This is a genomic window from Ktedonobacter robiniae, assembly GCF_016587375.1.
Taxonomy (GTDB): Bacteria; Chloroflexota; Ktedonobacteria; order Ktedonobacterales; family Ktedonobacteraceae; genus Ktedonobacter; species Ktedonobacter robiniae.
Window position 1 is genome coordinate 3,755,602 of record NZ_BNJG01000001.1, and the last position, 24,293, is coordinate 3,779,894.

Below are 24,293 nucleotides of genomic sequence, written 5' to 3' on the forward strand. Positions count from 1 at the left end.
ACAATAATCTAAAGAACTTGGCTAACCCCCTCTATACGGGCGAATTCAGACGAAGGTGCGCATTCAGGTGCTGCGCTATACTTCTCGAGAGAAGGAAAAGGAAATGTTGGCAGAGCATGCAGAGGTTACTGAGAAACGTGAGGTCGTAAAAAAGGAGGAGGCAGGCAGCAAGGAACAGGGGTGGCGCAAGTGGGGCAAGGCTACGCTGGCCGTTCTTCCTCTTTACCTGGGAATACACGTGGCCTTTTTTATCATTTCCTGCCTGGCGATGTTGTTTCGGATTGATGATTTTGCCTGGACCAACATGCCTCTATCGACGCTCTGGCAGGAATGGCACCACTGGGATGTTGGGAATTATATTGTCCTGGCACAACATGGCTATACAGCAGCCTGGCGTACCGCCTTTTTTCCTTTGCAGCCTATGCTCATTGCAGCGCTTACGCCACTCACGCATGATAATCCTTTGATCGCCTCGATGTGTATCTCGAATATCGCCTTTCTTGTACTGCTGGTGGTCTTTTACCAGTTAGTGAAAGAGGACTTTGACCAGGAGCGCGCCGAGCGAGCAATATTGTACCTGGTGGTATTTCCAACGGCCTTCTTCCTGGCTGCTGGCTATACCGATGCGCTCTTTCTCGCTTTAGCGCTTTCCTGTTTTTATAATATGCGGCGAGGTCACTGGTGGCTAGCAGGACTTTTTGGCTTCTTTGCTAGCTTGACGCGCTCCGCAGGAGTCTTTCTGCTTGTTCCCTTCGCCTATGAATATGTGCGCCAGCGCCAGTTCGCGCTTAAGCGCCTTCTCCAGCCAGCAGTGTTGAGTATGGGACTGGTTCCGCTGGGAACAGGACTTTTTGCCGCCTATTGCTATCTACGCTTTGGCGATCCGCTGGCCTTCTCGCATGCTCAAGCTCATTGGAATCGTCAGCTCACGTTTCCCTGGATGGGTCTTCTTGACTCGGCCCTGGCGGTGAAACGAAGCAGTGGTTTCTTGAGTTTCCAATCGTTGCGCAACCTGATCGACCTGGGCTGCGACCTGTTGATTCTGGGCCTGTTAGTATTATGTTTCGTTGGCCCCTGGCGTTTGCCGCGTGCTTATCTCTCTTATGTTCTCTATGGGCTGGTACTCTGGCTCTTCTTCCACCTGGTGACAAAAACAGATGAGCGCTATGCGCTTGAGTCAATGTCTCGTTATGTCATTGAACTCTTTCCAGCTTTTGTGCTTCTGGCAACTCTAGGGCGAAACAAGTATGTGAACTACCTGTATCTGATGGGGTCAGGGGCAGTGCTCTTCTTCCTGCTTACCCAGTTTTTAACTGGACACTGGGTCCTCTAGATTCCACGAGGAGCAGGTGCTAAATCATTAAGGAGGCGTAGGGTCCAAGCTTGCTTAGACTCTTTCGCTGTAGGAAGCAATTAGCTGGTGAGCAGAAGTCTAAGCAAGCTTGGACCCTACAATTTGCCTACTCCATACCTCCGTTTTTGAGTTCCTGTAATTTCTCGCTGGCAAACCAGAGTGCATCCTGCCTGGAACGGACGATGCCGTCAGTCTGGGCCTCGGCCAGGGCCTCAAGGAGTTTGCCGATGATGGGGCCTGGTTTCAGATCCAGGCGGCGCATCAGTTCATCGGCTTGTAGCATGCGCGGAGGAAGAATACTCTCGCGTTGACGGATATAGCGTTCGCAGAGCAAGCGCACAGCCGCCAGTTGCTGGCGCCAGGCCTCGGTGAGCGGAAGAGGCCCGCGCATCGCCAGGTGGTCTGCCAGGGCGACGAGTGCAACCTGGATGCCGATTGGTCCCAGATCTACAAAGTAGCGGCGGATGGCGCGAGGCGTTACGTCGCTATGGCTGAGCTGCCCCGGACGCATATGGTGAGCGGCGACAAGCTGAACCAGGCGACGGTCAGCGGTACTCCCATCCAGGCGCTGCATGATATTCTGTGTTAGTGGCACACCCGCCTGGGGATGATGATAGAAGTGGATATTGCCGTGTTCATCAACGGTATAGGTGACAGTTTTTCCCACGTCATGAAGTAACGCGGCGAGCCTGGTGACAGGTTGCGAAAGGCTTGCCAGTTGGAAGACGCCCTGTTGCTCTGCCTCCTGGAGCAGGATTTGTAGCTCAACCAGGTCATCATGCCCATCAAAGGTGAGGGGTGAGGCGCGTAGTTCGGTCGGGCTGGCATGTAAGAGCTCATCAAGCAGTTGTAGGTAGTGTGGCGTCTCCAGAGAATGCTCAAACACATCCCAGTGGTGGAGGGATGGCTGGGGCATGCCACGCGCCTGGATAAACTCAGGAAAGAGCATGGTGAAGAGTCCGTACTGATCCAGTAAACGCAGGTGATCGGTCGTGTTGGGAAAGCGTAAAAGGGCGTAGAATTCTTCGTGAACGCGCTCTCTAGCAACCTGGGGCAGGAGCGAGGCATCCCGCTTGAGCAGGGTCGCGGTATAGGGATCAAGACGCAGTTGATAGTGAATGAGGAAACGCATCGCGCGTAGCATGCGCAAGGGGTCCTGGCGGAAGCTCTGCTCACTCGCCACACGTAGCGTCCTGTTTTGGAGATCTATATGCCCATAGAGCGGGTCGATCAACTCTAGTTGGGTCCCAGACTCAAGTGAGGCGAGCAGCCCGGGGAGAGCGAGCGCCATGGCGTTGATAGTAAAGTCGCGGGCGTGAAGGTCCTCCTCAATTGTCTCCCCACGCCAGGGCGAGAGGTCAAAAACGATGTCTGGCCCAGTAGACGAAGGGATCGTAATCCGGCATGCCTTATCGTTCATGTGAGCGAAGGCTCCACCCAGCGTATTTGCTAGCTGACGCGCAATGGTGACTGTATCGCCTGGGAGCGCGATATCCCAATCGTGACACGGTTGAGCGAGGAGGAGATCACGAACGGATCCTCCCACGAGATAAGCAGGAATATTCCGCTCCAGAAAAAAAGTTGTTGTGCGTTGTAGATATGTTTGTGCCTGCGCGTCCAAATTCGGTTCTCTTCTGCTTTCATCTTTTAGTAGCAGTTCTCTCTGCGTGCTCATTGTCGAACGATCCAGTATCGTTGTCAAGAGGCATGCTCTTTTCTTCATGTCTTTGCTGTGGTCTGCTCCTAACATACGCTTTCGCGCCTGCGGCGCTCAAGAGTAATGGGTATGTGTCAGGAAAACGGCAGAGCCGTTTTCCTGACACATACCCATTACCCCGAGACGAGAGCTGGATGTGCCCTGGTTGAAGATGTGATACAGTTACTGTCCCACTGAAAGCTGGTATAATAGAGTTCAATAGAACCACTAAAGTACGAAAATTTTAAGGATAGATGGCATAGTGTTGGGAACCAGAAACGTAGCATGAAAGAGACCTATGGCGTGCTGCGTGTTGTGCGTGTGCAATTGCCCGCCAATGCGGCATTTGAAGATGCTGAGCTGACGCCGACTGAATGGCTGGCAGGTGAGCGTTTCGTCTATGTATTGACGAATCGAGAGACCTCCATTGGGCGAGCGCTGAGCAATGATATTTTATTGATGGATCCGACTGTCTCAAGGGAGCATGCTCGGTTAGTAGTGACTGAACAGGGCTGGCGTATTTTTAACCTAACGATGCGTAACACAGTATGCGTCAACGGGCGAGCAGTGCCAGCTGGAGGGAGTCTATTCTTGCAGTCGCAGGATATGCTTATCCTGGGACATACAACGCTGCAATTAATTGCGCCGCAAAAAGTTTCTGACCCCGCTGATGAGACCTCCGCAACGCAACTCTCATCGCTACATCAAGATCTCCTGGCTTCACAACAGAAGGAGCGCCAACTGAAGTTGACGGGCGAGAGCGCCGTGACGCCGCTTCCAGATGCTATGTTTAATGACGTACTCTCTGTTCCCACGCCATTGATAATGGCACCTGAGTCGACCCCGCACATGTTCGCACCTTCGCCAACAAAGCTGCCTGGTAGCAGAGCACAGAGTCTGGGCATGCCAGCGTCTCCAGTGGGGAGAGTGCCCCTGGAGGTGGAGGAGAACCTGACGACTGAATGGGAGGAGCAGGAGTCTCTCTTTGGTGGTGTGACGATGCAATTCGCCTTCGGTGGTCGGCGGGGCAACAAATTGCGTTGGCTCCTGGGAACACTGGGTATCTCCCTACTCGCTATGGGCGCGGTAATTATCCTGCTTTTTAATACCTTCTTTGGTGTGACCGTGCTTCAGCATGGCGTCTCCAGCCTCCTACTAACTCTGTTTATCCCCTTAATTCCTGCGGGTATCGTGATCTGGCTGGTCAATGTAATTGATCGCTATGAGCGCGAACCCTGGTTCTTACGCCTGGCGGCCTTTCTCTGGGGAGGAATTATTGCTATTCCTCTGGCACAACTGAGCGAAGGCCTGGTGGATGCCTGGATTAGTAGCCTGGGGCCGCAAACGAGCACGCTGCTACGCTCGCTTTTACAGGGACTCAATCCCGGTATTACTGAGGAAGCCTTAAAAGGTCTGGGCCTGGTCCTGCTCTTTTATATGCTGCGGGACGAGTTTGATAACGTGACCGATGGCTTTGTCTACGGGGCCTTGATCGGGGCGGGCTTCGCCCTGACCGAGAACTTTCTCTACTTTGCCACCAATGTCTCCAAGGGATCGCTGCCCTACCTGATCGTGGCACGCATTGTCCTGGGCTGGCTGACGCATCCAACCTTTACGGTGTGCATAGGTGTCGCGCTAGGCTATGTGCGGCATACGCGCGTGCGCTGGCAGCAGTGGTTGGTGCCAGCCGGGGGCTTCCTGCTCGCGGTTTTGCTGCATAGCGCCTATGACTTCGTGATTTTCTACGCGGGCGCGCTGGTAACCAATTTGCCCAATAACACGATCGCTTTAACGGTCTGGTGGGTCGCCATCCTGGGTAACTATATCCCTCCCTTTGTGACGCAACTGACTCTGCTCTATATCCTGGTAAAATCGTTGGCACATGAAGCGACCGTTGTGCGTGAGTTCCTGGCGTCCGAGGTCAGTAGCGGTGTCATACGTGTAGATGAGTATGCACTGCTTCAGAGTTCGTTTCAGCGGGCGAAGGCGGAGCGCAAAGTCTTAAGAAAACGCGGGTTGAAACAGTGGCTGCGTGTAAGAGCGCTCTACCAGACGGAGATCGGCCTGGCTTTTCGTAAGTGGCATGTGAGCATGGGCGATGAACCCAAGCCGGGAGATATACAGCCCGAAGATGTCTATCGCCAGCGTATACGTCGCCTGCGCCAGGAATTGGAGCAGACTGGTACATAGTCTCCTAAATCTCCTCTAGGATCTACCTCGGCTTGTTACGCGAGCCACTAGAGTAAGAGGGTATATGTCAAAAACGGCATTGCCGTTTTTGACATATACCCTCTTACTCTGAGCGCCGCAGGCGCGAAAACTCCTCTGCCTTCGCCAATAGAGCAGGGTTTGGGGTACCATATAAATGATCCCTTGACTTTATCAAGTCGGCACGCGAAAATACAGTGAACCTGATAGTTTCAGGCTGTCAGCCCAACTAGAGGAGTTAAAACATGCATGAAATGCAGCAGGCTAATGTTGACCTGCTTCAGATCTTTTATCTCATGCGCCTGACGCGCGCGATGGAAGAGCGCACCCGCACTCTGTTCTTGCAGGGGCGTGTTGTGGGTGGTGTCTACACCGCGCAAGGGCATGAGGCGACAACTGTCGGGGCAGCGATGACGCTGCGCGATGGCGACTGCATTGTTCCGCAGCACCGAGATCTGGGGATGCATCTAGTTCGAGGTACCTCTCCACGCGCGGTCATGTGCCAGTGGTTAGCGCGTGGCAACTCTCCATCGCTGGGACGCGATGGGCAACTGCATATTGGCGATATGCATCATGGCATTGTGCCGATGATCAGTATGCTTGGTGAGTCGCTTCCCGTGGCGTGTGGCGTAGCCTTGACGATGAAGATGCGTAAGCGTGAGAGCATCGTCCTGGCCTCATGTGGAGATGGCGCGACCAATACAGGGCCATTTCACGAAGCGCTCAACATGGCCTCGGTGCAGAAGTTACCCCTGGTGCTGGTCATTGAGAATAATGGCTATGCCTACTCGACCCCTGGTTACAAGCAATTTAATGTGCAGCAGCTCTCCGAGCGCGCGAAAGCATATAATATTCCGGGCGAGACCGTGGATGGAAATGATGTCCTGGCAGTCATCGAAGCCGTCTCGCGTGCGGGCGAGCATGCTCGTGCAGGTAACGGCCCTGCTATTGTAGAGTGCAAGACCTTCCGCGTGCGCGGGCATTCAGAGGCGGATAAAGCCGACTATGTACCGAAAGAACTGCGCGAGGAGTGGCTCAAAAAAGACCCTATTACCCGCTTTGAGGCCTATCTGGAGCAAGAAAGACTCTTGACGGCCAGGAAGAAAGCCCAGATGGAGGCCCGCATCCGCGAGATATGTGATGATGCGGTTCGCTATGCGGAGCAGAGTCCCGAGCCAGACGTAGCGACGGTCACGGACTATGTGTTTGCGCCCGATGGTCCTATTGCGATTGTTGGTGAGCCAGGGGCGGACAATCCTCGCTATATCAACGCCCTGGATCGGCGTACAGGTGAGTCCTTTACTACGGTAAGCCAGGAAGAGGAGGCCATTGGTCGACGATGAGCGCGAAGAAAATAACCTATCTGGAAGCCATTGGCGAGGCAATGCGCGAAGAAATGCGGCGAGATGAAGCCGTTTTCTTGCTAGGCGAGGACGTGGGTACCTACGGTGGCGCCTTCAAGGTCAGCGCAGGCTTGCAAGAAGAGTTTGGCGCGGAGCGGGTGATCGATACACCTATGGCGGAGTCTGCTATTATTGGATCGGCTGTGGGAGCATCACTGATGGGTATGCGTCCCATCGCCGAGATGCAGTTCATTGACTTTATTACCTGTGGTTTTGACCAGATCGTCAATATGGCGAGCAAGATGTACTGGCGCACGGGCGTGCCGACGCCGATGGTTATTCGTGGCCCGGCTGGTGGTGGCACCAGGGGGGGCCCATTTCATTCCTCGACCCCCGAGGCCTGGTTCTTTCATACGCCGGGCATCAAGGTAGTCTATCCCTCAACAACTTATGATGCGAAGGGCCTGCTCAAGGCGGCCATTCGTGACAATAATCCCGTGCTCTACCTGGAGCATAAGCTTCTCTATCGCCTACCCGATTTGCGCGACGAGGTACCGGAAGAGGATTATATCGTGCCGCTTGGAGAGGCCATTGTGCGTCGCCAGGGCGCGGATATGACCATCCTGACGTACGGCGCCATGGTACATCAATGCTTACGGGCGGCTCAAGTACTGGAGCGGGAAGATGACCTTGAGGTGGAAGTGGTGGATCTGCGCAGCCTGGTCCCGCTGGACCGCGAGACCATCAAGGCTTCGGTGAAGCGTACCAATAAGGTGCTGATTGTGCATGAGGATATGCTCTCGGGTGGTATTGGGGCTGAGCTGGCGGCTATGCTGGCGGAAGAGTTGTTTGAGTATCTTGATGGTCCGATTACGCGGGTAGCGGCTCCCGACGTGCCTTTCCCCTATGCTCCTCCGCTGGAGAACGCATATCTACCCAATGCCGAGAAGATTCTCGCGGCAGCACGCAAGCTGGCCGCATACTAATTGACGATGACATACTGCTACTTAGACCCTGGGCCTGGATGGTCGAGGTCTGAGGAGGAGATATATAAGGAGTACAAGACTATGGCAACGCCAGTTAAGATGCCTCGCCTGGGCGAATCAGTGGCTGAGGGGACGATTGGAGCCTGGCTCAAGAATATCGGCGACTATGTTGAGCGCGACGAGTCTATCGCCGAGGTGGTTACCGATAAGATCAATGCGGAGCTGCCCTCACCCGTCGCGGGCAAGATCGTCAAACTCCTGGTGCAGGTCGATGAGACGGTGCCCGTTGGAACTGATATTGTCTTGATTGAAGAGAGCGCAGATATACCCGCAGAAACGTCTCCCCAGGCTCCCTCTGCCGCTCCAGGTCCCGATGCCGCTCCTGTGCAGAAGCGCGAACAACTGGAAACTCCAGTTATGGAGCAGCGCGAGGCGCGCACCGCTGGCACACAGGCCGTGGCCTCGACCCCCGTCACTGAGAAGAATGGCGAGGAAGAGCGCCAGCGCATTTCGCCCCTGGCTCGTCGCCTGGCGCGTGAGCATGGCCTTGATCTTAATGTCATTCAGGGCACTGGTATCAATGGGCGCGTGCGCAAAGAGGATATCCTGGCTTACCTGGAACAGCGCTCGACTGCTCAGCCCGTTGCAACAGCTACAAGTGCTGTTGCTCAGCAGGCCGTAGCTGCCCCCAAGACCCCCGAGCCTCAGCCTGCCTCTACCGCTGTCACCTCAGCACCAATCGAAATCCCAGCAGGCGACGATGTGCAGGTAATTACGCCCAGCCGTATTCGCCTGGCAACTGCTGAGCACATGGTGCGGAGCAAGCGCACCTCGCCCCATGCCACGGCTATGGTCGAGGTTGATATGACCGGGATCGCGAAGTGGCTGGAGAAGAACAAAGAGGACTTCAAGCGCCGCGAGGGCTATGCCATGAGTTATGTTCCCTTCGTGATCAAGGCGGTCTGTGAGGGCATCCGGAAGTACCCGGTTATGAACTCTTCCTGGTCTGAGGACAACAAGATCCTCATCAAGAGGCGCATCAACATGGGTGTGGCGGTCGGAACCGAGACCGGCCTGGTCGTCCCCACCATTTATGACGCGGACCAGTACACGCTGGCAGGCCTGGCGAAGCAGGTAAATGCCCTGGCCCAACGCGCGCGCAATAACAAGCTGACGTTGCAGGATATGCAAGGAAGTACCTTTGTCGTCAACAATACGGGCGTCTTTGGCACAGTCATCTCTATTCCGATCATTAACCAGCCGCATGCCGGCATTCTGGCCATGAATGCTGTGGTGAAGCGCCCGGTGGTGACGGAAGATGACGCCATCGCCATTCGCTACATGATGTATCTCTGCCTCTCCTTTGATCATCGCCTGCTCGATGGCCTGGAGTCTGGTGGCTTCTTGAAGACAGTCAAGACGCGTCTTGAGAGCTATGGCCGCGAGATAGACGTCTACTAGAATAATTGACGTACACTGTGCAGGGTGTGCTAGTATTAGTATGTGTTTTGTTAGCTAACGCCATGTACACGTTCTGGGCTGGACCCCTCGCGCCTGCGGCGCTCGCCCAGCCAGGTGATGTAGTGCAGTGGCCGCGTGCGCAAGTAGCGGCTACTGCACTACATCACCTATCCAGAACCCGAAAAATAAGGAATAACTAGGCATGACAACAATAATCCCTCAGCGGCGTCCCGAGTGGTTGCGGGTGCGTCCCCCCAGTGGCAAAAATTACGATGAGTTGAAGGACTTGATGCGTGGGCAGTCGCTGCACACGGTCTGTGAGGAGGCGCGCTGCCCCAATATTGGTGAGTGTTGGGGGCATAAGACCGCCACGTTTATGATTCTCGGTCGGGTCTGTACCCGGAGCTGTGGTTTCTGTGCCGTCGAGACAGGCCGTCCGATGGGGATGGACTGGGAAGAGCCTAAACGTGTCGCTGAGGCTGCGCAGCACATGGGGCTGCGGCATGCCGTCGTCACATCGGTGAACCGTGATGAGCTGAAAGACGGGGGGGCGGGAGTCTTCGCGGCCACGATCCGCTGGATTCGTCGCCTAAATCCCGAGTGTAAAGTAGAGGTCTTGACACCCGACTTTAAGGGAATATATGATGCACTAAAGGTGGTTATAGACGCGAAGCCAGATGTGTTTAATCATAATGTAGAAACTATTCCAAGGTTGTACAAGCGTGTACGCCCGCAGGCCGTGTACGAGCGCTCTCTACAGGTGCTGAAATGGGCCAAAGAGATGAACCCAGCGGCTCCTACCAAGTCCGGCTTTATGCTTGGGCTGGGCGAGACCACAGACGAGATTTTGCAGGTGATGCGCGATATGCGCGAGCACGACGTCGATATCCTGACTATTGGTCAGTATCTACGCCCATCGTTCCAGCATCTGCCGATCCAGCGCTATGTCCCGCTTGAGGAGTTTGCAGCGCTCAAGGCTGAGGGGAAGAAGATGGGCTTCAGACATGTGGAGTCTGGTCCCTTTGTGCGTAGCTCATACCATGCTCATGAGCAGGCGGAGGGCGCGACAAAAGAGGAGTAAACCTGCATGAAAGTAAGGATACGCAATGCCGAGATTGCCTATGATGACCATGGCATCGGTTATCCCATCATCTTCCTGCACGCCTTTCCCCTCAATCGGCGGATGTGGGAGGGGCAGATGCTGGCTCTGCTGGGTGAGCAACGCTTTCGCCTTGTCGCACTGGATTGGTGTGGCCTGGGTGAGAGCGAGAGCCAGGGGCGCGAGGCCGTGACGATGGAAGATCTCGCCGATGATATTGCTGGTTTGATGGACGCACTGGGGATGCAGGACGCAATTCTGTGTGGTCTCTCGCTTGGCGGCTATGTGGCATTCGCATTCTTACGCAAGTACCCTCAGCGGGTCAAGGGCCTGATTCTGGCCGACACGCGTCCCGGAGCTGATAATGAGGAGGGGAGAGCCAACCGCGAACGTATGGCGCAGTTGGCTCTGACCGAGGGGACGGAGGCGATTGCCGATCTCCAGCTTCCCAATCTGTTGGCAGCTACGACACGGCAGCATGCTCCCGAAGTGGAGGCGTGTGTACGCCAGATGATTCTGGCGGCAACTCCCGTAGGTATCGCCGCGATCTCACGTGGCATGGCGAAGCGCGAAGACGCGACCATGTTACTTGGCGCGATCCATTGCCCAACTCTGGTCCTGGTGGGGGCACAGGACCGCCTTACCCCGCCAGAGGTCGCTCGCGAATATGCGGCGCGTATTCCAGGCGCGCGCCTGGTTGTGATTGAAGATGCAGGTCATCTCTCTAACCTCGAACAGCCTGAGATCTTCTTGCAGGAGCTTCGACATTTCCTGCTCACAACGTTTCCCACAACGGAGTAGCGCGTTTGTCTTGAAAAGCAAGCAGGCGTGCTTAGCAGCAGTCTCGTAGGTAGGACAAGCTATGATGCAGCCACAACAGCATGAACAGGGATGTCAGCCGCTGGTTCTGGTGGTCGATGATAACCCTGCTATTCGAGATATGGTCTCCTGGGCGCTGGAAATGGATGGCTACGAACCAGCCGAGGCTGCCGAGGGCCAGGAGGCGCTCAACTGGATACAGTGCATCTCGCGTGAGGGGCGCTATCCAGCGGTCATTTTGCTGGACCTTGCGATGCCGGGGATGGATGGGCAGGCCTTCCTTGCCTGCTTACGCCAACAGTGGGAGAGTCCTCAACCACTCCCAGGCGTCATCGTGATTACCGCGGCCAGGCAGAGTCCCGAGGCTTCCAGCCTGGGCGTGGAACGCGTCATCGTCAAACCGTTTCATGTCCGCGATCTCCTGGACGCCGTGCGATTGCTTATAATGTAAAGGGGGTGGTGACGGCAGCCTGACAAAGCCAGGCTGCCGTCACCACCCCCTTTACACTACAAATAATACTATGCGAAGCGCCGCAGACGCTGACGAATCCAGGCTTTGCGTCCCAGAAGGAGAGGGACTATCCAGGTCCAGATGGAGCGCAGGAAGGCGATGCGGAAGCCTGGTAGGAAGGGCAGAAACGTTGTCACTGCCGGCCAGGCAAAGAAGCAGTAGGTGCTAGCCATCGTAATCCCCAGGATATGGACCGCCACCGGGACATTAATCGCAGGCAAGAATGGGATGCGCGTGGCGAGTTCCTGCCACTCTTTGACGCTTGTCGCGCTCTCGACCAGTGCGAAGAGGCCGAAGAAGGTAATCGCGTACCAGGGCCAGTACCAGGGCGATCCCAGTCCCATGTAGAGCAACCAGGCAAGAGTCATCCAACGTATGAGGGCGAGCGGCGTTCTGGGTGCGGTTGCTGGACGTAGCCCTTGCCAGCAGATAAAGGCAAAGCTCAAGAAGAAGAGCAGCAGGCTGAGATCGCGCATGATGAACTCGGTCAACGAGCCATTTTCTGGCGCTGAGGGAAGAAAGAGGCTATTAATGATATGCGTCAGGAGTTCGGGTACGGTATTGATGGCGCGGTAGGTCCCGGGATTGACTTTGAGTAGGGTGAGGATCTGGCCATTATCCCAGAAGGGGGCGTAGAGCAGCACTATTGGCAGTGAAATGCCCAGGAGCACGAGGAGGGGCTGGCGTAGACGCTGCCAGAGCGTACCTTCTGGTGTACAGGCCAGAAGATAACAGAGATAGCCGGGCAGCAAGATGCCCACATTTACCTTAATACAGGTGGCCAGGGAGAGGTTGAGTGCGACCAGGAGATGGGTGCGCCATGTTGGCTGGCCTGTACGCACGAGAAACCAGAGTGCCAGCAAAATAAAGAAAAGTACCAAGGTATCGTTATGGGCATTGACACAGGCCTCAAAGAGCAGGAGCGGATTCCAGGCAAAGGCCAGCGTCGCCAGCATTCTTTGCCATGGCGATTGCTTGCTTCCTTGCAAGTAGCCTCCGATGGACCAGATGAGCCAGGTGGAGCCCAGGTGTGTGGCGAGATCGAGTAGACGCAACGCCAGCACCATAACCGCCACATTTTGTGTCCCAAAGAGCATTTCACAGAGCCATTGGAGCGCATAGGTCAGACCTGTGTAGATCGGACCATACACCGAGGGTTGATCGGTCCAGTAGATATTGATGTATACAGGATCATGCCAGATCGCGTGCGGCGTCTGTATCAGCGGATTGAGATGATAGATAACGCCCATGCGCGCATAGGCAATGTAAGAGAAGAGGTCGGCCGAGGTTACAATGGGCATAAAGGCCCAGATCAGACCCAGGAGGAGAGCCCCGACAAACACAACCCGCAAACGCGTCCTTTGTGGAAGGATGCGCAGGGCTAGCAGGTAGAGTCCCCCGATCAGGAGAAAGAGCGCAGCGACAAGCAAGGTGTGTGTCCAGCTTGTGAGCACGCTGGGGGTAGGGAGATTGTGATGAAATAGGCGGGGGTTGAGTGCTTGCCCCGGAAAGAGCAGGTGCGAGAGCTGGATGGTCCAGGGAAAGAGATCGCCCAGGAGAGAGGAGAAGAACATCAAGCCCTGGAGCGAGAACGCGCCACTGAGCAAGAGAAAACATGCCAGCATTGCAGGTAGTAAGGCATGTGCGCGCAAGGGCATAGGGCGCGAGGTGTGCAAGGGCGTTTGTTCAGGTGAGATGAGGCTAGCAGGCAGCGCTTCAGCTACAGTGTGTCGCTCTACTCGACGATCCATTTTCAACATTACACTCCGTTTTTTATAAAAAAGCGCAATAACTCTAGTTAACGCTGTGTGCAAATCATTGCTGGTGGGTGGTGTGTTCAAGCTCAATTGAATAGGAAAGTGGGGAGTGCAGAGGGGCGTCAGCCCCTCTGCATCTCTGACCCCTGCCGCTGAATAGGAAAGTGGGGAGTGCAGAGGGGCGTCAGCCCCTCTGCGTCTCTGACCCCTGCCGCCGCAGGCGGCATGAATATATTTTAAATGAAAATTGACAGAGCACTAAACATGATCTTGCGAAAAGCTATAAGACCTCTTGAGCTTTTCTTGAATTCTCTCTGGTAGAATCAGGTCGACAAACGATACAACGAATAGGCTCTTATCACAGTGACAAAACTTGAGATGGAAGAGAGAAAAGAGCTACTCGCAGACTCATTTTCAGGGAAGTAGAAAGGCAGCGAGCTCCCAGGAGGAGCAGGCTTAGGAGGTTTTTCCTATCATGGACTTGTATGAACAGCCAACGCAGCCGGATAGGCGAAGTGAGAGCCAGGGGGCATCGCCTTCCAGCACTCGAGGCATGTCGCGGCGCAAGGCTCTAGGACTGGGGGCCGCGAGTTTAGTAGGAATTGGAGCGGTTGGTGCGGGTGGTGTGGCGTTAGAGCGCTGGTGGCAGGAGCGTCATGGGCAGCAGGGAGCCATAGGTGGAGACATCAAGATTGGGCATCTCCTGCGCAAGGCTGGCTTTGGAGCCAGTGCCAGTGAAATTCAGAGCTATGCTGGACTCGGTTTTGAAGGTGCAATTGATCGCTTGCTTAACTATCAGCAGGTCTCGGAAGAGGCGACTGAGCGGCGCCTCTCGCAGCTTCAACTGGACATGAGCAAACCCGCTGAGATGCAGCAGTGGTGGCTGATGCGCATGGCGTGGACGCAGCGTCCATTGCTCGAGAAAATGACGCTTTTCTGGCATGGGGTCCTGGTCAGTAGCTATCGCAAGGTGGGTGGTAAAAATGGGTATGAGCGTATGATTGTACAGAATAAATTTCTGCGTGAGCATGCCTTTGATACCTATGATAACATCCTGCTGGGCATCACGGCCGACCCGGCGATGCAAGTCTACCTGGATCTTAATAAAAGTACCAGCCAGCATCCCAATGAGAACTATGCTCGCGAACTGATGGAGCTCTTCACCCTGGGCCTGGGCAACTATTCGCAGCAGGATGTCTTTAATGGTGCCGCGGCCCTGACGGGCTGGCGCCTGAGCAAACAAGATCCCCTCAAGTCAACGTATGTCCCCAGCGCGCATACCAACCTGCAAACGACGTTTCTGGGGCATACCGGCAAGCTGGATTATAAAAATATTGTAGATATCTTAGCGAATCACCCGGCATTGCCCTGGTTCATCTGTCGCAAGCTCTTTACCTTCTTCGTTTATGAAAATCCCAGCAAGGACGACCTGCAACCCCTGGTTGATGCCTACAACCAGAGCAAACATAATATGGGGGCTGTGATGAAGGCGCTCTTGCACTCGCCCCAGTTCTCCTCTGCCCAGGCGTATCGCAGTCGCCTGAAATCGCCTGTTGAGTTTACTATTGGAGCCTATCGGGCGCTGGAAATGCAGGGAACAGGGAAGGCGCTGCCCGCGATCACGCTCAACATGGGCCAGGAGATCTTCAATCCGCCCAACGTCGCGGGCTGGCCCGGTGACAAGGTGAGTACGGCCTGGCTCAATAGTGGAACCTGGATGACCCGTCTGAATTATATCAATGCGTTCTTGCAGGGACAGGAGGGGGCGAAGAAGCGAGTCTTGCAGGGCCAACAACAACCCTTAGATTTTCAGCATATCGTGGATAGTCAGAAGATAAGCTCCCCAGAGCAGTTTGTGACGTACTTTGCCAACTTTCTTCTTGATGGCAACCTGCCCGCGGAGCGGAAAACTGTGCTGGTAGATTACCTGACCACCAGGGATACGAGCCGTGGGGCAAGCGTGAAGTTTGGCAATGGGACGAGTTACCCACTCAATCGTGTCCGGGGAACACTCTATCTGCTCATGACCCTGCCAGAATACCAGTTAAACTAGAGAAAGCCAGGAGGATAGCATGAAGTTATCGCGGCGTGCAATGGTGCGAGATGGCCTGCTGGTCGTCTCTGCTGGCATGGTCATGCCAGGCATTTTTAGTCGAGGTGTCGCCTCCGCCAAGGAACTCGCGCTCCAGGGAGCGCGCTTCTCACAGCAAGCAGGCACAAAAACATTGATTGTCGTGCAGATGGCGGGTGGCAATGATGGCTTAAATACGGTCATCCCCTATGCCGATGGTGCCTATCATCAGCTTCGGCCTACGCTGGCCATCCCTGGCGAGCAAGTCTTAAGCCTGGATGGGCGCCTGGGGCTGCATCCTGAATTAGCTCCCTTGAAAAAGCTCTGGGATAGTGGGCATATGGCGGTCATTGAGGGGGTAGGCTATCCTAATTCCAGCCTCTCGCATTTTCAGGCTATGGACATATGGCAGACCCTTGACCTGAATGGTAATGGTCGTGACGGCTGGTTAGGCAAGCTTGTGAGTGGCTGGGTCGATAAGGATGGGCACCCCTTTCAGGCGCTGAACGTGGGGACCCAGACCGCTCAGGCGCTCCAGTCAATCAACGCTCAGGTTCCTACCTTTAACACGGTCAATAACTATCGCGTTGCCCCCGATCCAGTGGATAGCGATGGCGGTAGTAGTCGGCTGCAAACCTTGATGAAGCTCTACTCCACCTATCCCAAGTCTTCTGCCTATGCCGCGCTTCTGGAGGCGACCGCTCTGAGTGCCCAGGAGGGAAGCAAACAGATACATGAGGCAGCCACTCAGTATCACGCGCTGGCGAGCTATCCTCAGGGGCCTTTCAGTGCGGGCTTGCAGGTCCTGGCTGAAGCGATTGTGCAGAACCTGGGCCTGCGTGTGGGCTATGTCACGCTTGGCGGTTTTGACACGCATGCCAATCAGCAAACGACTCATGCTCAACTGATGAAAACGCTGGCGGAGGGTCTCTCCGCATTTTATAGCGACTTGCAGGCGCATGGCCGGGCAGATGACGTCGTCGTGATGACCTGGTCAGAGTTTGGACGCCGCGTCGAAGAGAATGGCAGCCAGGGCACAGATCATGGTACCGCGGCCCCCCTCTTTATTCTCGGAAACGCGGTGAACAAGGGGATCTATGGCGAGCCACCCAGCTTGACCAGCCTGGATGATGCTGGCAACCTAAAGTATACCGTGGATTTTCGTTCTGTGTACGCGACCGTCCTGGATCGCTGGCTGGGGGCCTCGTCCAAAGATGTCCTGGGTGGCGCCTTTGGCAATCAGAGCTTCTTACCATCTCTCTAATCTCCTCTGGTACCTGTCTGCCTGCCTTGCTACGCGAGCGTCGGGAGATAAGGGAGTGTGTGCACGGGAAAACGGCAGAGCCGTTTCCCGTGCACACACTCCCTACCCCTGAGCGCCGCAGGCGCGAAGATTCTTAAGCAGGGGATATTTCTTCCTGCCCTCCAGAATTTGCTCTCACTACAGCTCTCCGCAAGATATCGAAATTAGTTTTCGCCAAGGCGTTTAGGATGCGCTTCCTCCCATCAATCCTTCTTCTACACCACAGCCAGGGGCTTAGTTCTGAAACGAAAAGTAGTTAAGAAAAGTGTAATGTCTAAGGGGTGTGGTTGAGTTGTTTTTCATGCACAAGAGAGTTACAGCGAAGAGTGCTTTGCGTATTGGCATAGACATGAAAAGTATTTTTTGAGCGAGTTGGTACATTGCTTGGAGTTGATCTGTGAGGTTTCTCATTATTGACGATAATGCAGCGGATCGTGAGCTGATTATTCGGCAGCTGCAAAAAGAGTTTCAAGACGCCGAGTTTAGTCAGGTGGGGCGACCGACCGAATTGGAGGCCGTTTTGGCCCAGGCTCCGGCTGATTTTATTTTAACTGATTATCAACTGAACTGGGCAAACGGATTACAGATCTTTGAACGAGTCAAGGCGCTTTACCCTGACGTGCCGGTAGTGATGTTTACGGGAACAGGTAGCGAAGAGGTGGCGGTTGAGGCGTTGCGGGCCGGAGTAAATAACTATATTCTCAAAAAGCACCTGGACCGGCTTCCCATTGCCGTACGTGAGAGCCTGGAAAAGACGCGTCTGCGCAAGCAATATGAAGAAGCCATCTCCCAGTTACAACGCTCCGAAGAGCGCTATCGCGAGATTTTTGAGCAAGGACTAACTGGAGTCTTTGCGGTTACGCCTGAGGGAAAACTACTAACCTGCAATCCTGCCTTTGCCCGCATCTTTGGCTTTGCTTCCGTGGAGCAGGCGCTTGAGGCGAACTTGAGCACGCTCTATGGCGGACCTGAAAAGTATGCCAGTTTTGTGCAGCAACTGAGCCAGGAGAAACGCCTGGAGTATAGTGAGTTAGAACTGTTGCGTCTAGATAGTAGCCCAGTCTATATCGTGGCGAATGTCGTTGGCTCCTTTGATACACAGGGCAAGCTTAAAGAGTTTACCGGCTACTTTTTTGATAACACTGAGCAGCATCACCTGGCTGGCCAGTTACAGCAAGCCCAAAGACTGGAGAGCGTTGGCTTGCTAGTGAGCGGCATTGCGCACGATTTCAATAACATGTTAGGTGGTATCCTTGGCTATTCCAGTCGTGGGCTTTCGCGTATTTCGACCAGCCATCCCCTCTATAATAACCTGGCCCATATCCATGAAATTGCGACAGGCGCGGCGAAAATGACTCAGCAATTGCTGGCCTTCTCGCGCCGCCAGGTGCTTGAGCCAGCGGATGTTGATCTCAATAAAGTCGTGAAGAATCTGCTGGAGTTTCTCGGCAAGATTTTGGCCGACCATATTGATATCATGTTTGTCCCTGATCCGGAGCTGCATACCGTTCATGTCGACTACGCCCAGATTGAGCAAGTTGTCATGAATTTATGTATTAACGCACGTGACGCCATGGCTGAAGGGGGCAGGTTAACTATTCGCACACGCAATGTGGGTCATGAAGAGGTGAAGCGTATCAGCCACGGCGAGATGCCAGCTGAGGCCTATGTGCTTTTGACGGTGCAGGATACGGGCATAGGCATGGATGAGCAGACGCGTAGTCGCATCTTTGAGCCCTTCTTTACTACAAAAGAGGTCGGAAAAGGGACGGGGCTAGGTCTCTCGATGGTGCACGGGATTGTAGGGCAGCACAATGGCTACATCTCAGTTGATAGCCAGGTGGGGAAAGGCACGACCTTTAATATCTATCTTCCAGCCATTGATGTCATGCACACACTCCCCTTGCCTTATCTACAGGACGCGAGTGAAGATGCTCAAGAGGTACGTGGTGGTGACGAGACCATTCTGGTCGTCGAGGACGATCCTGACTTGCGCTATTTGATGGAGGAGGCGCTGGGGGATTATGGGTATACGGTCATGAGTGCGCGCGACGGAGTGGAGGGCTTGCAGCTCTTTGAGAAGCACAAGGACTCCATTGCCCTGGTGATCTCCGACCTGGTCACTCCCAAGATGAAGGGGAAAGAACTCTATGATCGTATTCACGCCATGAGTGCCGAGACACATTTCTTGTTTGTGAGTGGCTATCATGCCAACCAGATCAGCCAGAACTTTGTGCTTGACAAAGGCTTTGTCTTCTTACAGAAGCCCTTTGACCTGGATGACCTGGCTGCCAAGGTCCGTGAGATCCTGGTTCAGTGACCGCTCCAGCAACGACGTTGCCTCTGTCAGGCCCGCATTTTCCAGTGTGGTTCATTGGTACGTGGATTGGCAGCCACTGGCTGCCAATCCACGTACCAATGAACCACATCTATTTAGTAGGACCCTTAGCAGGCTTGCACAGGCTTTGCTATAATATGTTTACTAATTTTGACTCAGCACCAGGGAGTTCACACATACAATGACACAGACAGATAAAAAAGTAGAGTCACCGCAGTCTGAAGAGGGGGAGACCGTCACACATTCGCCAAATGAGCGCGGAAAATGGGTCACCCTGATCTGGGTTTCGGCCCTCATGATTGTTGGCATCTTTGGATGTATGTCTTATAGCCACCTGCCGCGGGCGAACGATGCGCAGAGCAACGCCGTTGACACACAGTTGACTCCCACGCCAACGGCAACGGGTCTCGTCGACTCAATCCAGTTGAACAAATCAGTGACTGTAAATGACACGCAGGTTACGGTGAACCAGGTGCAACAGGCAACCGGATTCTCCGACGTCAAGAAGAAGGCAGGCAACTATACTGTGCGTGTCTATGTGACAATCAAAAACGTAGGCAAGCAAGTAAGTGGTCCGCAATATGATAAAGTACTGCACTTGAAACTAGCTGATGGCACAATTGTTGCTCCAAGCTTCATCTCTGCCTCGCCTGATCTTGTCCCAGGCACCTACCAGAATGGCTCATTTGATTTCGGCGTTTCCAGCCCGGTGACGCTCTCCGACCTGACTCTTTTGATTGAGGATAAGAGCATTTCGTTTAGCAACAAGTAGATTGGTGGTACACGTTATGAGCAGCTATGATGGGCTGGCTTCGCCAGCCCATCATAGCTGCTCATAACTATTTTTTAATCAGTTTCGGGAGTGGTCACGCGCTCCAGGCGATGGAGAACCTCTTCAAAGATCTGCTGGCGTATCGCCAGGCTGCCTTCTACTTCCTGAGGCGCTTCTGTCTGCTCAAGGCAGAGATTTTCGATGGCCAGGTAATATTCGACGAGTACCCGGTCGCTACTGGTAGTATGGGCGAGGTAATCTTCAAAGAGCTCTTCCGCCTCTGTATAGGCTTGCAGGCGATCCTGCGCTGCCTGGAGTTCTTGCTGAAGTTCAAGCACGTGCGTGTAGGGGTCGGTTGGCTGAACGCGGCGTCGCCGAGGATGGCTAGACTCTGGTTCATCCTGCATCAGCATTTGGAGCGCCAGCGCCACCTGGCCGATAGCGAGATCTGCATCTTGCTTACGCCGGGTCAACCAGGCACGGACTGCATGTACACGCACAAGAACATTCGCCCCCTCGGGCAGGCGCAGGTCATCTTCTGAAAGTAAGTCATCGCTGCCGGTTTCGTGTGCGATTGTCTCGAAATCATCTTCTGAAAACATAGAGAGAATACCTTACCAAAATCTTCTAAAAATTGACTTAAGCTAGTTATATCACAAGACGAAGAGAAAGCGTAGGAGCCAGGGACCAGGTGTCTTCTGGCTTCTACGCTTTCTCTTCATAACAAACAGGCTGGGGAGAATGAGTGGGTGATTCTGGATCTAGCCCAGCGCCTCCTGCCCAATCTCTGGTGGCTCGACCGGAGCCGTGGCCTCTGCGTAGTCTTCTGGCTGGGTGATGTCTTCACCACGCCTGGCGCCAATCATCTCGAAGACAGGCGTAAGAATGACTGCCAGCACCAGGTTCAGAATGACGCCACTGATAGCGGCATAGACCGCGGGAACGTGGATAAACCCGAAATCGATCGGGGCGGTCGACTTAATATTGTTGCTGAAAACGGTCCAGGTGCCAAAGACCATGCCTACCAGCCAGCCGATCAGCAAAGCCCAGCGGTTGAACCAGCGTGTATATAACCCGAAAAAGACGGCGGGCAGGGTTTGCAGTATCCAGACACCACCCAGGAGCTGGAAGTTAATAACGATGCTCTTATCCAGGAACACAATAAAGAGCAGTGCACCAAATTTGATAAGGAAAGAGGTAATCTTGGCCACGTTGGTCTCTTGCGTCTCATTTGCATTGCGATGGAAGAACTCAATGTAAATGTTGCGCGTGAAGAGGTTGGCGGCGGCAATAGACATGACCGCGGCAGGCACCAGGGCGCCAATTGCGATAGCTGCAAAGGCAAAGCCGGAGAACCAGGAAGGGAAGAAAGCATTAATCAAGGCTGGAATGGAGCCATTATTGCCTAAGTCCGCCAGTGGCTTAACTTTAGCCGCGATGGCCATATAGCCGAGCAACGCTAGCAAGCCCAGCATCAGGGAGTAGATCGGGAGTAGCGACACATTGCGCTTAATGACTTTCACGCTGTTGCTACTGAGAATACTCGTTAAGGAATGGGGATAGAGGAAGAGTGCCAGGGCGGAACCCAGTGCCAGGGTTGCATATGCTAGGTACTGATTAGACCCCAGGAGATCATTAAAGGTTGGAGCGGTCCCCTTCGCCTTCGCGGTCGTGGCCGCGGCCAGCGTCTTCATATGTGCGGCATCGAAGATCTTGGAGAAGCCACCCAGTTTGTAGGGGATATAGATGATCGTGGCGAAGAGCACGATGAAGATCATGACATCTTTGACCAGCGCGATCATGGCTGGTGCGCGCAGGCCACTGGAATAGGTATAGGCGGCCAGGATAAGGAACGCCACAATCAGCGGAAGATCTACATCGATGCCAAAGATGGGAATGACAGTAGGAAAGCCAATTGCCTCCAGGGAGACCTGAATGCCAAACATTTGCAGTGCAATATAGGGCATGGTCGCTAGAATACCGGTAAAGGCAATGGCCAGGGCCAGCCATTTGCTGCCGAAGCGGCCACGAACAAAGTCCGCGGCGGTCACATAGTTATGCTTTTTGCATACCGACCAGAAGCGTGGCATGATGACGTAAATAAAGGGGTAGACCAGGATAGTATAGGGAACCGCGAACCATCCTGAGAGGGCGCCAGCCCCATATAGTGCCGCGGGAACCGCGATAAAGGTATAGGCGGTGTAGAGGTCGCCGCCAAGCAGGAACCAGGTAATCACTGTACCAAAGCGGCGGCCAGCCAGACCCCACTCGTGAATCTGGTTTAGATCTCCGCGACGCCAGCGCGCGGCCACAAAACCCAGTACTGTAACGAGCAGGAAGAAAAAGATAAAGACGGCAATTGCATCCCAGCGCATAAGCTACTGTACCCTTTCTCAAAAGACAACGGTGTCATTGATCGACGAATAGCAATATATGAGGTGCGCTTGCGCTCCTGACGAGCAGCTATGAGCGTCCTCTGGAGGCCAGGAAGCCTTCCAGGAAATACACGGAGGCGGTGATGATTGCTGTGAGAATAATCCAGAGTAACTGGTACCAGTAGAAGAAAGGGAAATCCAGGAATGTTGGCTCACGAAAATTGTAGAAGCCGGGGAAGAGCAGACCAAGAAATGGAATGATCAGGAGGAGGCGAAGCCAGCGATAGCCTTGCCTTTGTGGATGAGTCTCCATAGTTGTTGCTCCTTCTGTGTGGTAGCGACCACGAACATCATTGTCCTCTTCTCCGAAAACCCTGAACGCGAAGCGCTAGACACGCCAGTGAAGGCTAGTCCCCGAATGGGGATGGGTTTCGGAACAAGATCTGTTAAAACGCAAAAGGAAAGCTGGAGTTTTGCTGCCAATACTATGGGGTTGCAAAATAGTTCTATACATAGTTTCCAGGCGTAGTGTTTAATAAAAAGGGGTATGGAGCAGGTCATGCCATACTGGTGAAAGCTAAATATAGAAACTATCTTAGCCTAAATCGTACGGTATTTTTTTATAAATGTCAATCCAATAAGGCAAGGTGAAAAGCCAATTTTGTAGTATTCGTGTGAATGGGTATAATAGGTTTCAAAGGACAAATTTAAGGTGGAGGAGGGGTATTTGCAAGTGAGTGAAAAAATGCAAGAGCAGATAGCCGAAGAATTGTTCGATTATAGCGATGAGTTAGAGGCGGCGGACCGGATTACGCGTAGAGTGACGCAAGAACTGGCTTGCCAGGAGACTGTGTTTTCCTCGTTAAGCCCTCTTGAGCAGAATTTTCCTCTCGAAGTGGGAGAAGTTATTCTTGGGGGGCGCTATCGTGTTGAGCGGCACCTATACTCGCGCCCTCGCTTGAATCTTTATCTGGGGAGAGCGGTAGGACGGCATTGGGAACGCGGTGGCGTATTTTCTGTGTTTCGCTGGTTGGCATGCAGGTGGCGCCGGATGTGTAGGAAGCCGGAGATGACAACAGCGCCACTGGTCGCTATTCGCGAGATCGTCTTGACAGGACTGGACGCGCATCGGCAGGCCTGTATTGAAACGGCTGGTGTTGAAGAATTTATCGAGCCGATTGGTCTGGGTTCGGCCAGGTTGGCGAATGAGAAGGATCGCGTGCTCTTTGAGCGTGGTCGGCTCTACCTGGTGCTGCAATTGCAGAGCAGGCAAGCGGGAAAGGACATCGAACCAACAACACTTGATGATTTGCTTGATGGGAAGCCCTGGCCGGAGTGGCTGAGCATCGCCAGGGTCGTGCAGTGGGGCGTACAACTGGGGCGCATGATCGCGCGCCTGCATCGGATGGGGATTATTTTAGGGGAAATCGCGCCAGAGACGCTGCTCGTTGATAAGCAAGGGCTGGCGCCCTGGGCGCCGTTGTTGCTGATGTGCTGGCCGCCCGCTCCGCGCTTCTGGGATGGGCTGCCTGAAGAGGAGGCCTATGAAACATATCGGCAGACCTTTCCCCTGGCACGTGGCTCGAAGCAGAACGCCTTTCTGGCACCTGAATTGCTTTATGGTCTCTCGGACGAGCGCACGGATGTATACGCGCTAGGGGCCATGCTCTATATGCTCGTAACACGCGTGGCCCCCATTGCCGCTATGCGCCGCCTGCAAGCCTCACAAACTCTCTGGCCTGACGAGAAGCAAGCTTTGCCTCTGCGGGCAGTGGAGAATCTGGAGCGATATGAGGGTTTAGAGCTGATACCGCCCCGGTTCTGGCGTGAGGAGTTGAGCGTGTCACTGGAGCAAATTCTGCTTAAAGCGCTTGCTCTCGATCCCCATGAGCGCTACGAATCAGTCTTCAGCCTGGTCGAAGCCCTGGAGGCCATTGAAGGCGAAATACAAGGGTAAGTATTGGTCCTGGCTATGGGCGCTGACTGCTTCTCGAGAAGCAGTCAGCGCCCATTTCTGTCGCTTCTGACGTTGGCAGCAATCATGCAAGAGAGGCGCGTATATCCAAATATAGATAGTACTGAATAAAAAGAGATTGACATTGTTAAACATCGCATGATACTATGGTGACGGCAAATTTCTATATATGTATCTTGTGTTGGAGGATGTTAGTTGCTTTAGGCAAGAGCAGAGTATGTCAGG

General features: G+C 54.1%; 18 protein-coding genes. 13 read left to right on the forward strand and 5 right to left on the reverse strand.

Going from position 1 to position 24,293, the window contains the following annotated elements; all coding sequences use genetic code 11:
• The first annotated feature begins 103 nt into the window (after positions 1 to 103).
• A complete protein-coding gene (locus tag JMJ04_RS15705; protein ID WP_201371400.1) occupies positions 104 to 1,333 on the forward strand; it encodes a mannosyltransferase family protein in 1,230 nt (409 codons plus the stop codon).
• Positions 1,334 to 1,460: 127 nt separating this feature from the next.
• Here JMJ04_RS15705 and JMJ04_RS15710 read toward each other — a convergent pair whose 3' ends face one another.
• Positions 1,461 to 3,056 carry a tRNA nucleotidyltransferase/poly(A) polymerase-related protein gene (locus tag JMJ04_RS15710; protein WP_201371401.1) on the reverse strand — a complete coding sequence of 532 codons (1,596 nt, stop codon included), beginning with the start codon at positions 3,054 to 3,056 and terminating at the stop codon, positions 1,461 to 1,463.
• A gap of 279 nt (positions 3,057 to 3,335) precedes the next feature.
• Here JMJ04_RS15710 and JMJ04_RS15715 point away from each other — a divergent pair, with 279 nt between their 5' ends.
• The 7 genes from JMJ04_RS15715 to JMJ04_RS15745 all read left to right on the forward strand — a co-directional run bounded on the left by JMJ04_RS15715 (position 3,336) and on the right by JMJ04_RS15745 (position 11,417).
• Positions 3,336 to 5,240, forward strand: coding sequence for a PrsW family glutamic-type intramembrane protease (locus tag JMJ04_RS15715; RefSeq protein WP_201371402.1), 1,905 nt, complete (start codon positions 3,336 to 3,338; stop codon positions 5,238 to 5,240).
• Positions 5,241 to 5,503: 263 nt separating this feature from the next.
• A complete protein-coding gene (locus JMJ04_RS15720) occupies positions 5,504 to 6,601 on the forward strand; it encodes a thiamine pyrophosphate-dependent dehydrogenase E1 component subunit alpha (protein ID WP_201371403.1) in 1,098 nt (365 codons plus the stop codon).
• Positions 6,598 to 7,587, forward strand: coding sequence for an alpha-ketoacid dehydrogenase subunit beta (locus tag JMJ04_RS15725; RefSeq protein WP_201371404.1), 990 nt, complete (start codon positions 6,598 to 6,600; stop codon positions 7,585 to 7,587). The genes JMJ04_RS15720 and JMJ04_RS15725 overlap by 4 nt, the downstream gene beginning before the upstream one ends.
• A gap of 81 nt (positions 7,588 to 7,668) precedes the next feature.
• Entirely contained in the window at positions 7,669 to 9,048 is a 1,380-nt protein-coding gene (locus JMJ04_RS15730; RefSeq protein ID WP_201371405.1) for a dihydrolipoamide acetyltransferase family protein, read from the forward strand.
• 202 nt (positions 9,049 to 9,250) lie between these two features.
• On the forward strand, positions 9,251 to 10,129 hold the full coding sequence (gene lipA / locus JMJ04_RS15735) for a lipoyl synthase (protein ID WP_201371406.1): 879 nt from the start codon (positions 9,251 to 9,253) through the stop codon (positions 10,127 to 10,129).
• Between the two features lie 6 nt (positions 10,130 to 10,135).
• A complete protein-coding gene (locus JMJ04_RS15740; RefSeq protein WP_201371407.1) occupies positions 10,136 to 10,948 on the forward strand; it encodes an alpha/beta fold hydrolase in 813 nt (270 codons plus the stop codon).
• Between the two features lie 61 nt (positions 10,949 to 11,009).
• Positions 11,010 to 11,417, forward strand: coding sequence for a response regulator transcription factor (locus JMJ04_RS15745; protein WP_201371408.1), 408 nt, complete (start codon positions 11,010 to 11,012; stop codon positions 11,415 to 11,417).
• A gap of 68 nt (positions 11,418 to 11,485) precedes the next feature.
• Here JMJ04_RS15745 and JMJ04_RS15750 read toward each other — a convergent pair whose 3' ends face one another.
• A complete protein-coding gene (locus JMJ04_RS15750) occupies positions 11,486 to 13,228 on the reverse strand; it encodes a hypothetical protein (RefSeq protein WP_201371409.1) in 1,743 nt (580 codons plus the stop codon).
• 481 nt (positions 13,229 to 13,709) lie between these two features.
• Here JMJ04_RS15750 and JMJ04_RS15755 point away from each other — a divergent pair, with 481 nt between their 5' ends.
• The 4 genes from JMJ04_RS15755 to JMJ04_RS15770 all read left to right on the forward strand — a co-directional run bounded on the left by JMJ04_RS15755 (position 13,710) and on the right by JMJ04_RS15770 (position 19,718).
• The gene (locus JMJ04_RS15755; protein ID WP_201371410.1) at positions 13,710 to 15,287 is read left to right on the forward strand and encodes a DUF1800 domain-containing protein; all 1,578 of its coding nucleotides are present in this window, start codon (positions 13,710 to 13,712) and stop codon (positions 15,285 to 15,287) included.
• Positions 15,288 to 15,306: 19 nt separating this feature from the next.
• A complete protein-coding gene (locus JMJ04_RS15760) occupies positions 15,307 to 16,569 on the forward strand; it encodes a DUF1501 domain-containing protein (protein WP_201371411.1) in 1,263 nt (420 codons plus the stop codon).
• A gap of 436 nt (positions 16,570 to 17,005) precedes the next feature.
• Positions 17,006 to 18,928, forward strand: coding sequence for a hybrid sensor histidine kinase/response regulator (locus JMJ04_RS15765; RefSeq protein ID WP_201371412.1), 1,923 nt, complete (start codon positions 17,006 to 17,008; stop codon positions 18,926 to 18,928).
• 199 nt (positions 18,929 to 19,127) lie between these two features.
• Complete coding sequence (locus tag JMJ04_RS15770) at positions 19,128 to 19,718, forward strand: DUF4352 domain-containing protein (RefSeq protein ID WP_201371413.1); 591 nt, start codon at positions 19,128 to 19,130, stop codon at positions 19,716 to 19,718.
• Between the two features lie 74 nt (positions 19,719 to 19,792).
• Here the strand turns inward: JMJ04_RS15770 and JMJ04_RS15775 are convergent, their stop codons facing one another.
• The 3 genes from JMJ04_RS15775 to JMJ04_RS15785 form a co-directional block, all read right to left on the reverse strand.
• Positions 19,793 to 20,320, reverse strand: coding sequence for a hypothetical protein (locus tag JMJ04_RS15775; RefSeq protein ID WP_201371414.1), 528 nt, complete (start codon positions 20,318 to 20,320; stop codon positions 19,793 to 19,795).
• Positions 20,321 to 20,479: 159 nt separating this feature from the next.
• Entirely contained in the window at positions 20,480 to 22,093 is a 1,614-nt protein-coding gene (gene mctP, locus JMJ04_RS15780; RefSeq protein ID WP_201371415.1) for a monocarboxylate uptake permease MctP, read from the reverse strand.
• Positions 22,094 to 22,181: 88 nt separating this feature from the next.
• Entirely contained in the window at positions 22,182 to 22,406 is a 225-nt protein-coding gene (locus JMJ04_RS15785) for a DUF3311 domain-containing protein (protein WP_201371416.1), read from the reverse strand.
• Between the two features lie 414 nt (positions 22,407 to 22,820).
• Here JMJ04_RS15785 and JMJ04_RS15790 point away from each other — a divergent pair, with 414 nt between their 5' ends.
• A complete protein-coding gene (locus JMJ04_RS15790; RefSeq protein ID WP_201371417.1) occupies positions 22,821 to 24,050 on the forward strand; it encodes a protein kinase family protein in 1,230 nt (409 codons plus the stop codon).
• Positions 24,051 to 24,293: the final 243 nt, after the last annotated feature.

Coding starts and splice junctions, on each gene's coding strand:
- JMJ04_RS15705 (WP_201371400.1), top strand. CDS start 104: ATGTTGGCAGAGCATGCAGAGGTTACTGAGAAACGTGAGGTCGTAAAA.
- JMJ04_RS15715 (WP_201371402.1), top strand. CDS start 3,336: ATGAAAGAGACCTATGGCGTGCTGCGTGTTGTGCGTGTGCAATTGCCC.
- JMJ04_RS15720 (WP_201371403.1), top strand. CDS start 5,504: ATGCATGAAATGCAGCAGGCTAATGTTGACCTGCTTCAGATCTTTTAT.
- JMJ04_RS15725 (WP_201371404.1), top strand. CDS start 6,598: ATGAGCGCGAAGAAAATAACCTATCTGGAAGCCATTGGCGAGGCAATG.
- JMJ04_RS15730 (WP_201371405.1), top strand. CDS start 7,669: ATGGCAACGCCAGTTAAGATGCCTCGCCTGGGCGAATCAGTGGCTGAG.
- lipA (WP_201371406.1), top strand. CDS start 9,251: ATGACAACAATAATCCCTCAGCGGCGTCCCGAGTGGTTGCGGGTGCGT.
- JMJ04_RS15740 (WP_201371407.1), top strand. CDS start 10,136: ATGAAAGTAAGGATACGCAATGCCGAGATTGCCTATGATGACCATGGC.
- JMJ04_RS15745 (WP_201371408.1), top strand. CDS start 11,010: ATGATGCAGCCACAACAGCATGAACAGGGATGTCAGCCGCTGGTTCTG.
- JMJ04_RS15750 (WP_201371409.1), bottom strand. CDS start 13,228: ATGGATCGTCGAGTAGAGCGACACACTGTAGCTGAAGCGCTGCCTGCT.
- JMJ04_RS15755 (WP_201371410.1), top strand. CDS start 13,710: ATGGACTTGTATGAACAGCCAACGCAGCCGGATAGGCGAAGTGAGAGC.
- JMJ04_RS15760 (WP_201371411.1), top strand. CDS start 15,307: ATGAAGTTATCGCGGCGTGCAATGGTGCGAGATGGCCTGCTGGTCGTC.
- JMJ04_RS15770 (WP_201371413.1), top strand. CDS start 19,128: ATGACACAGACAGATAAAAAAGTAGAGTCACCGCAGTCTGAAGAGGGG.
- JMJ04_RS15775 (WP_201371414.1), bottom strand. CDS start 20,320: ATGTTTTCAGAAGATGATTTCGAGACAATCGCACACGAAACCGGCAGC.
- mctP (WP_201371415.1), bottom strand. CDS start 22,093: ATGCGCTGGGATGCAATTGCCGTCTTTATCTTTTTCTTCCTGCTCGTT.
- JMJ04_RS15785 (WP_201371416.1), bottom strand. CDS start 22,406: ATGGAGACTCATCCACAAAGGCAAGGCTATCGCTGGCTTCGCCTCCTC.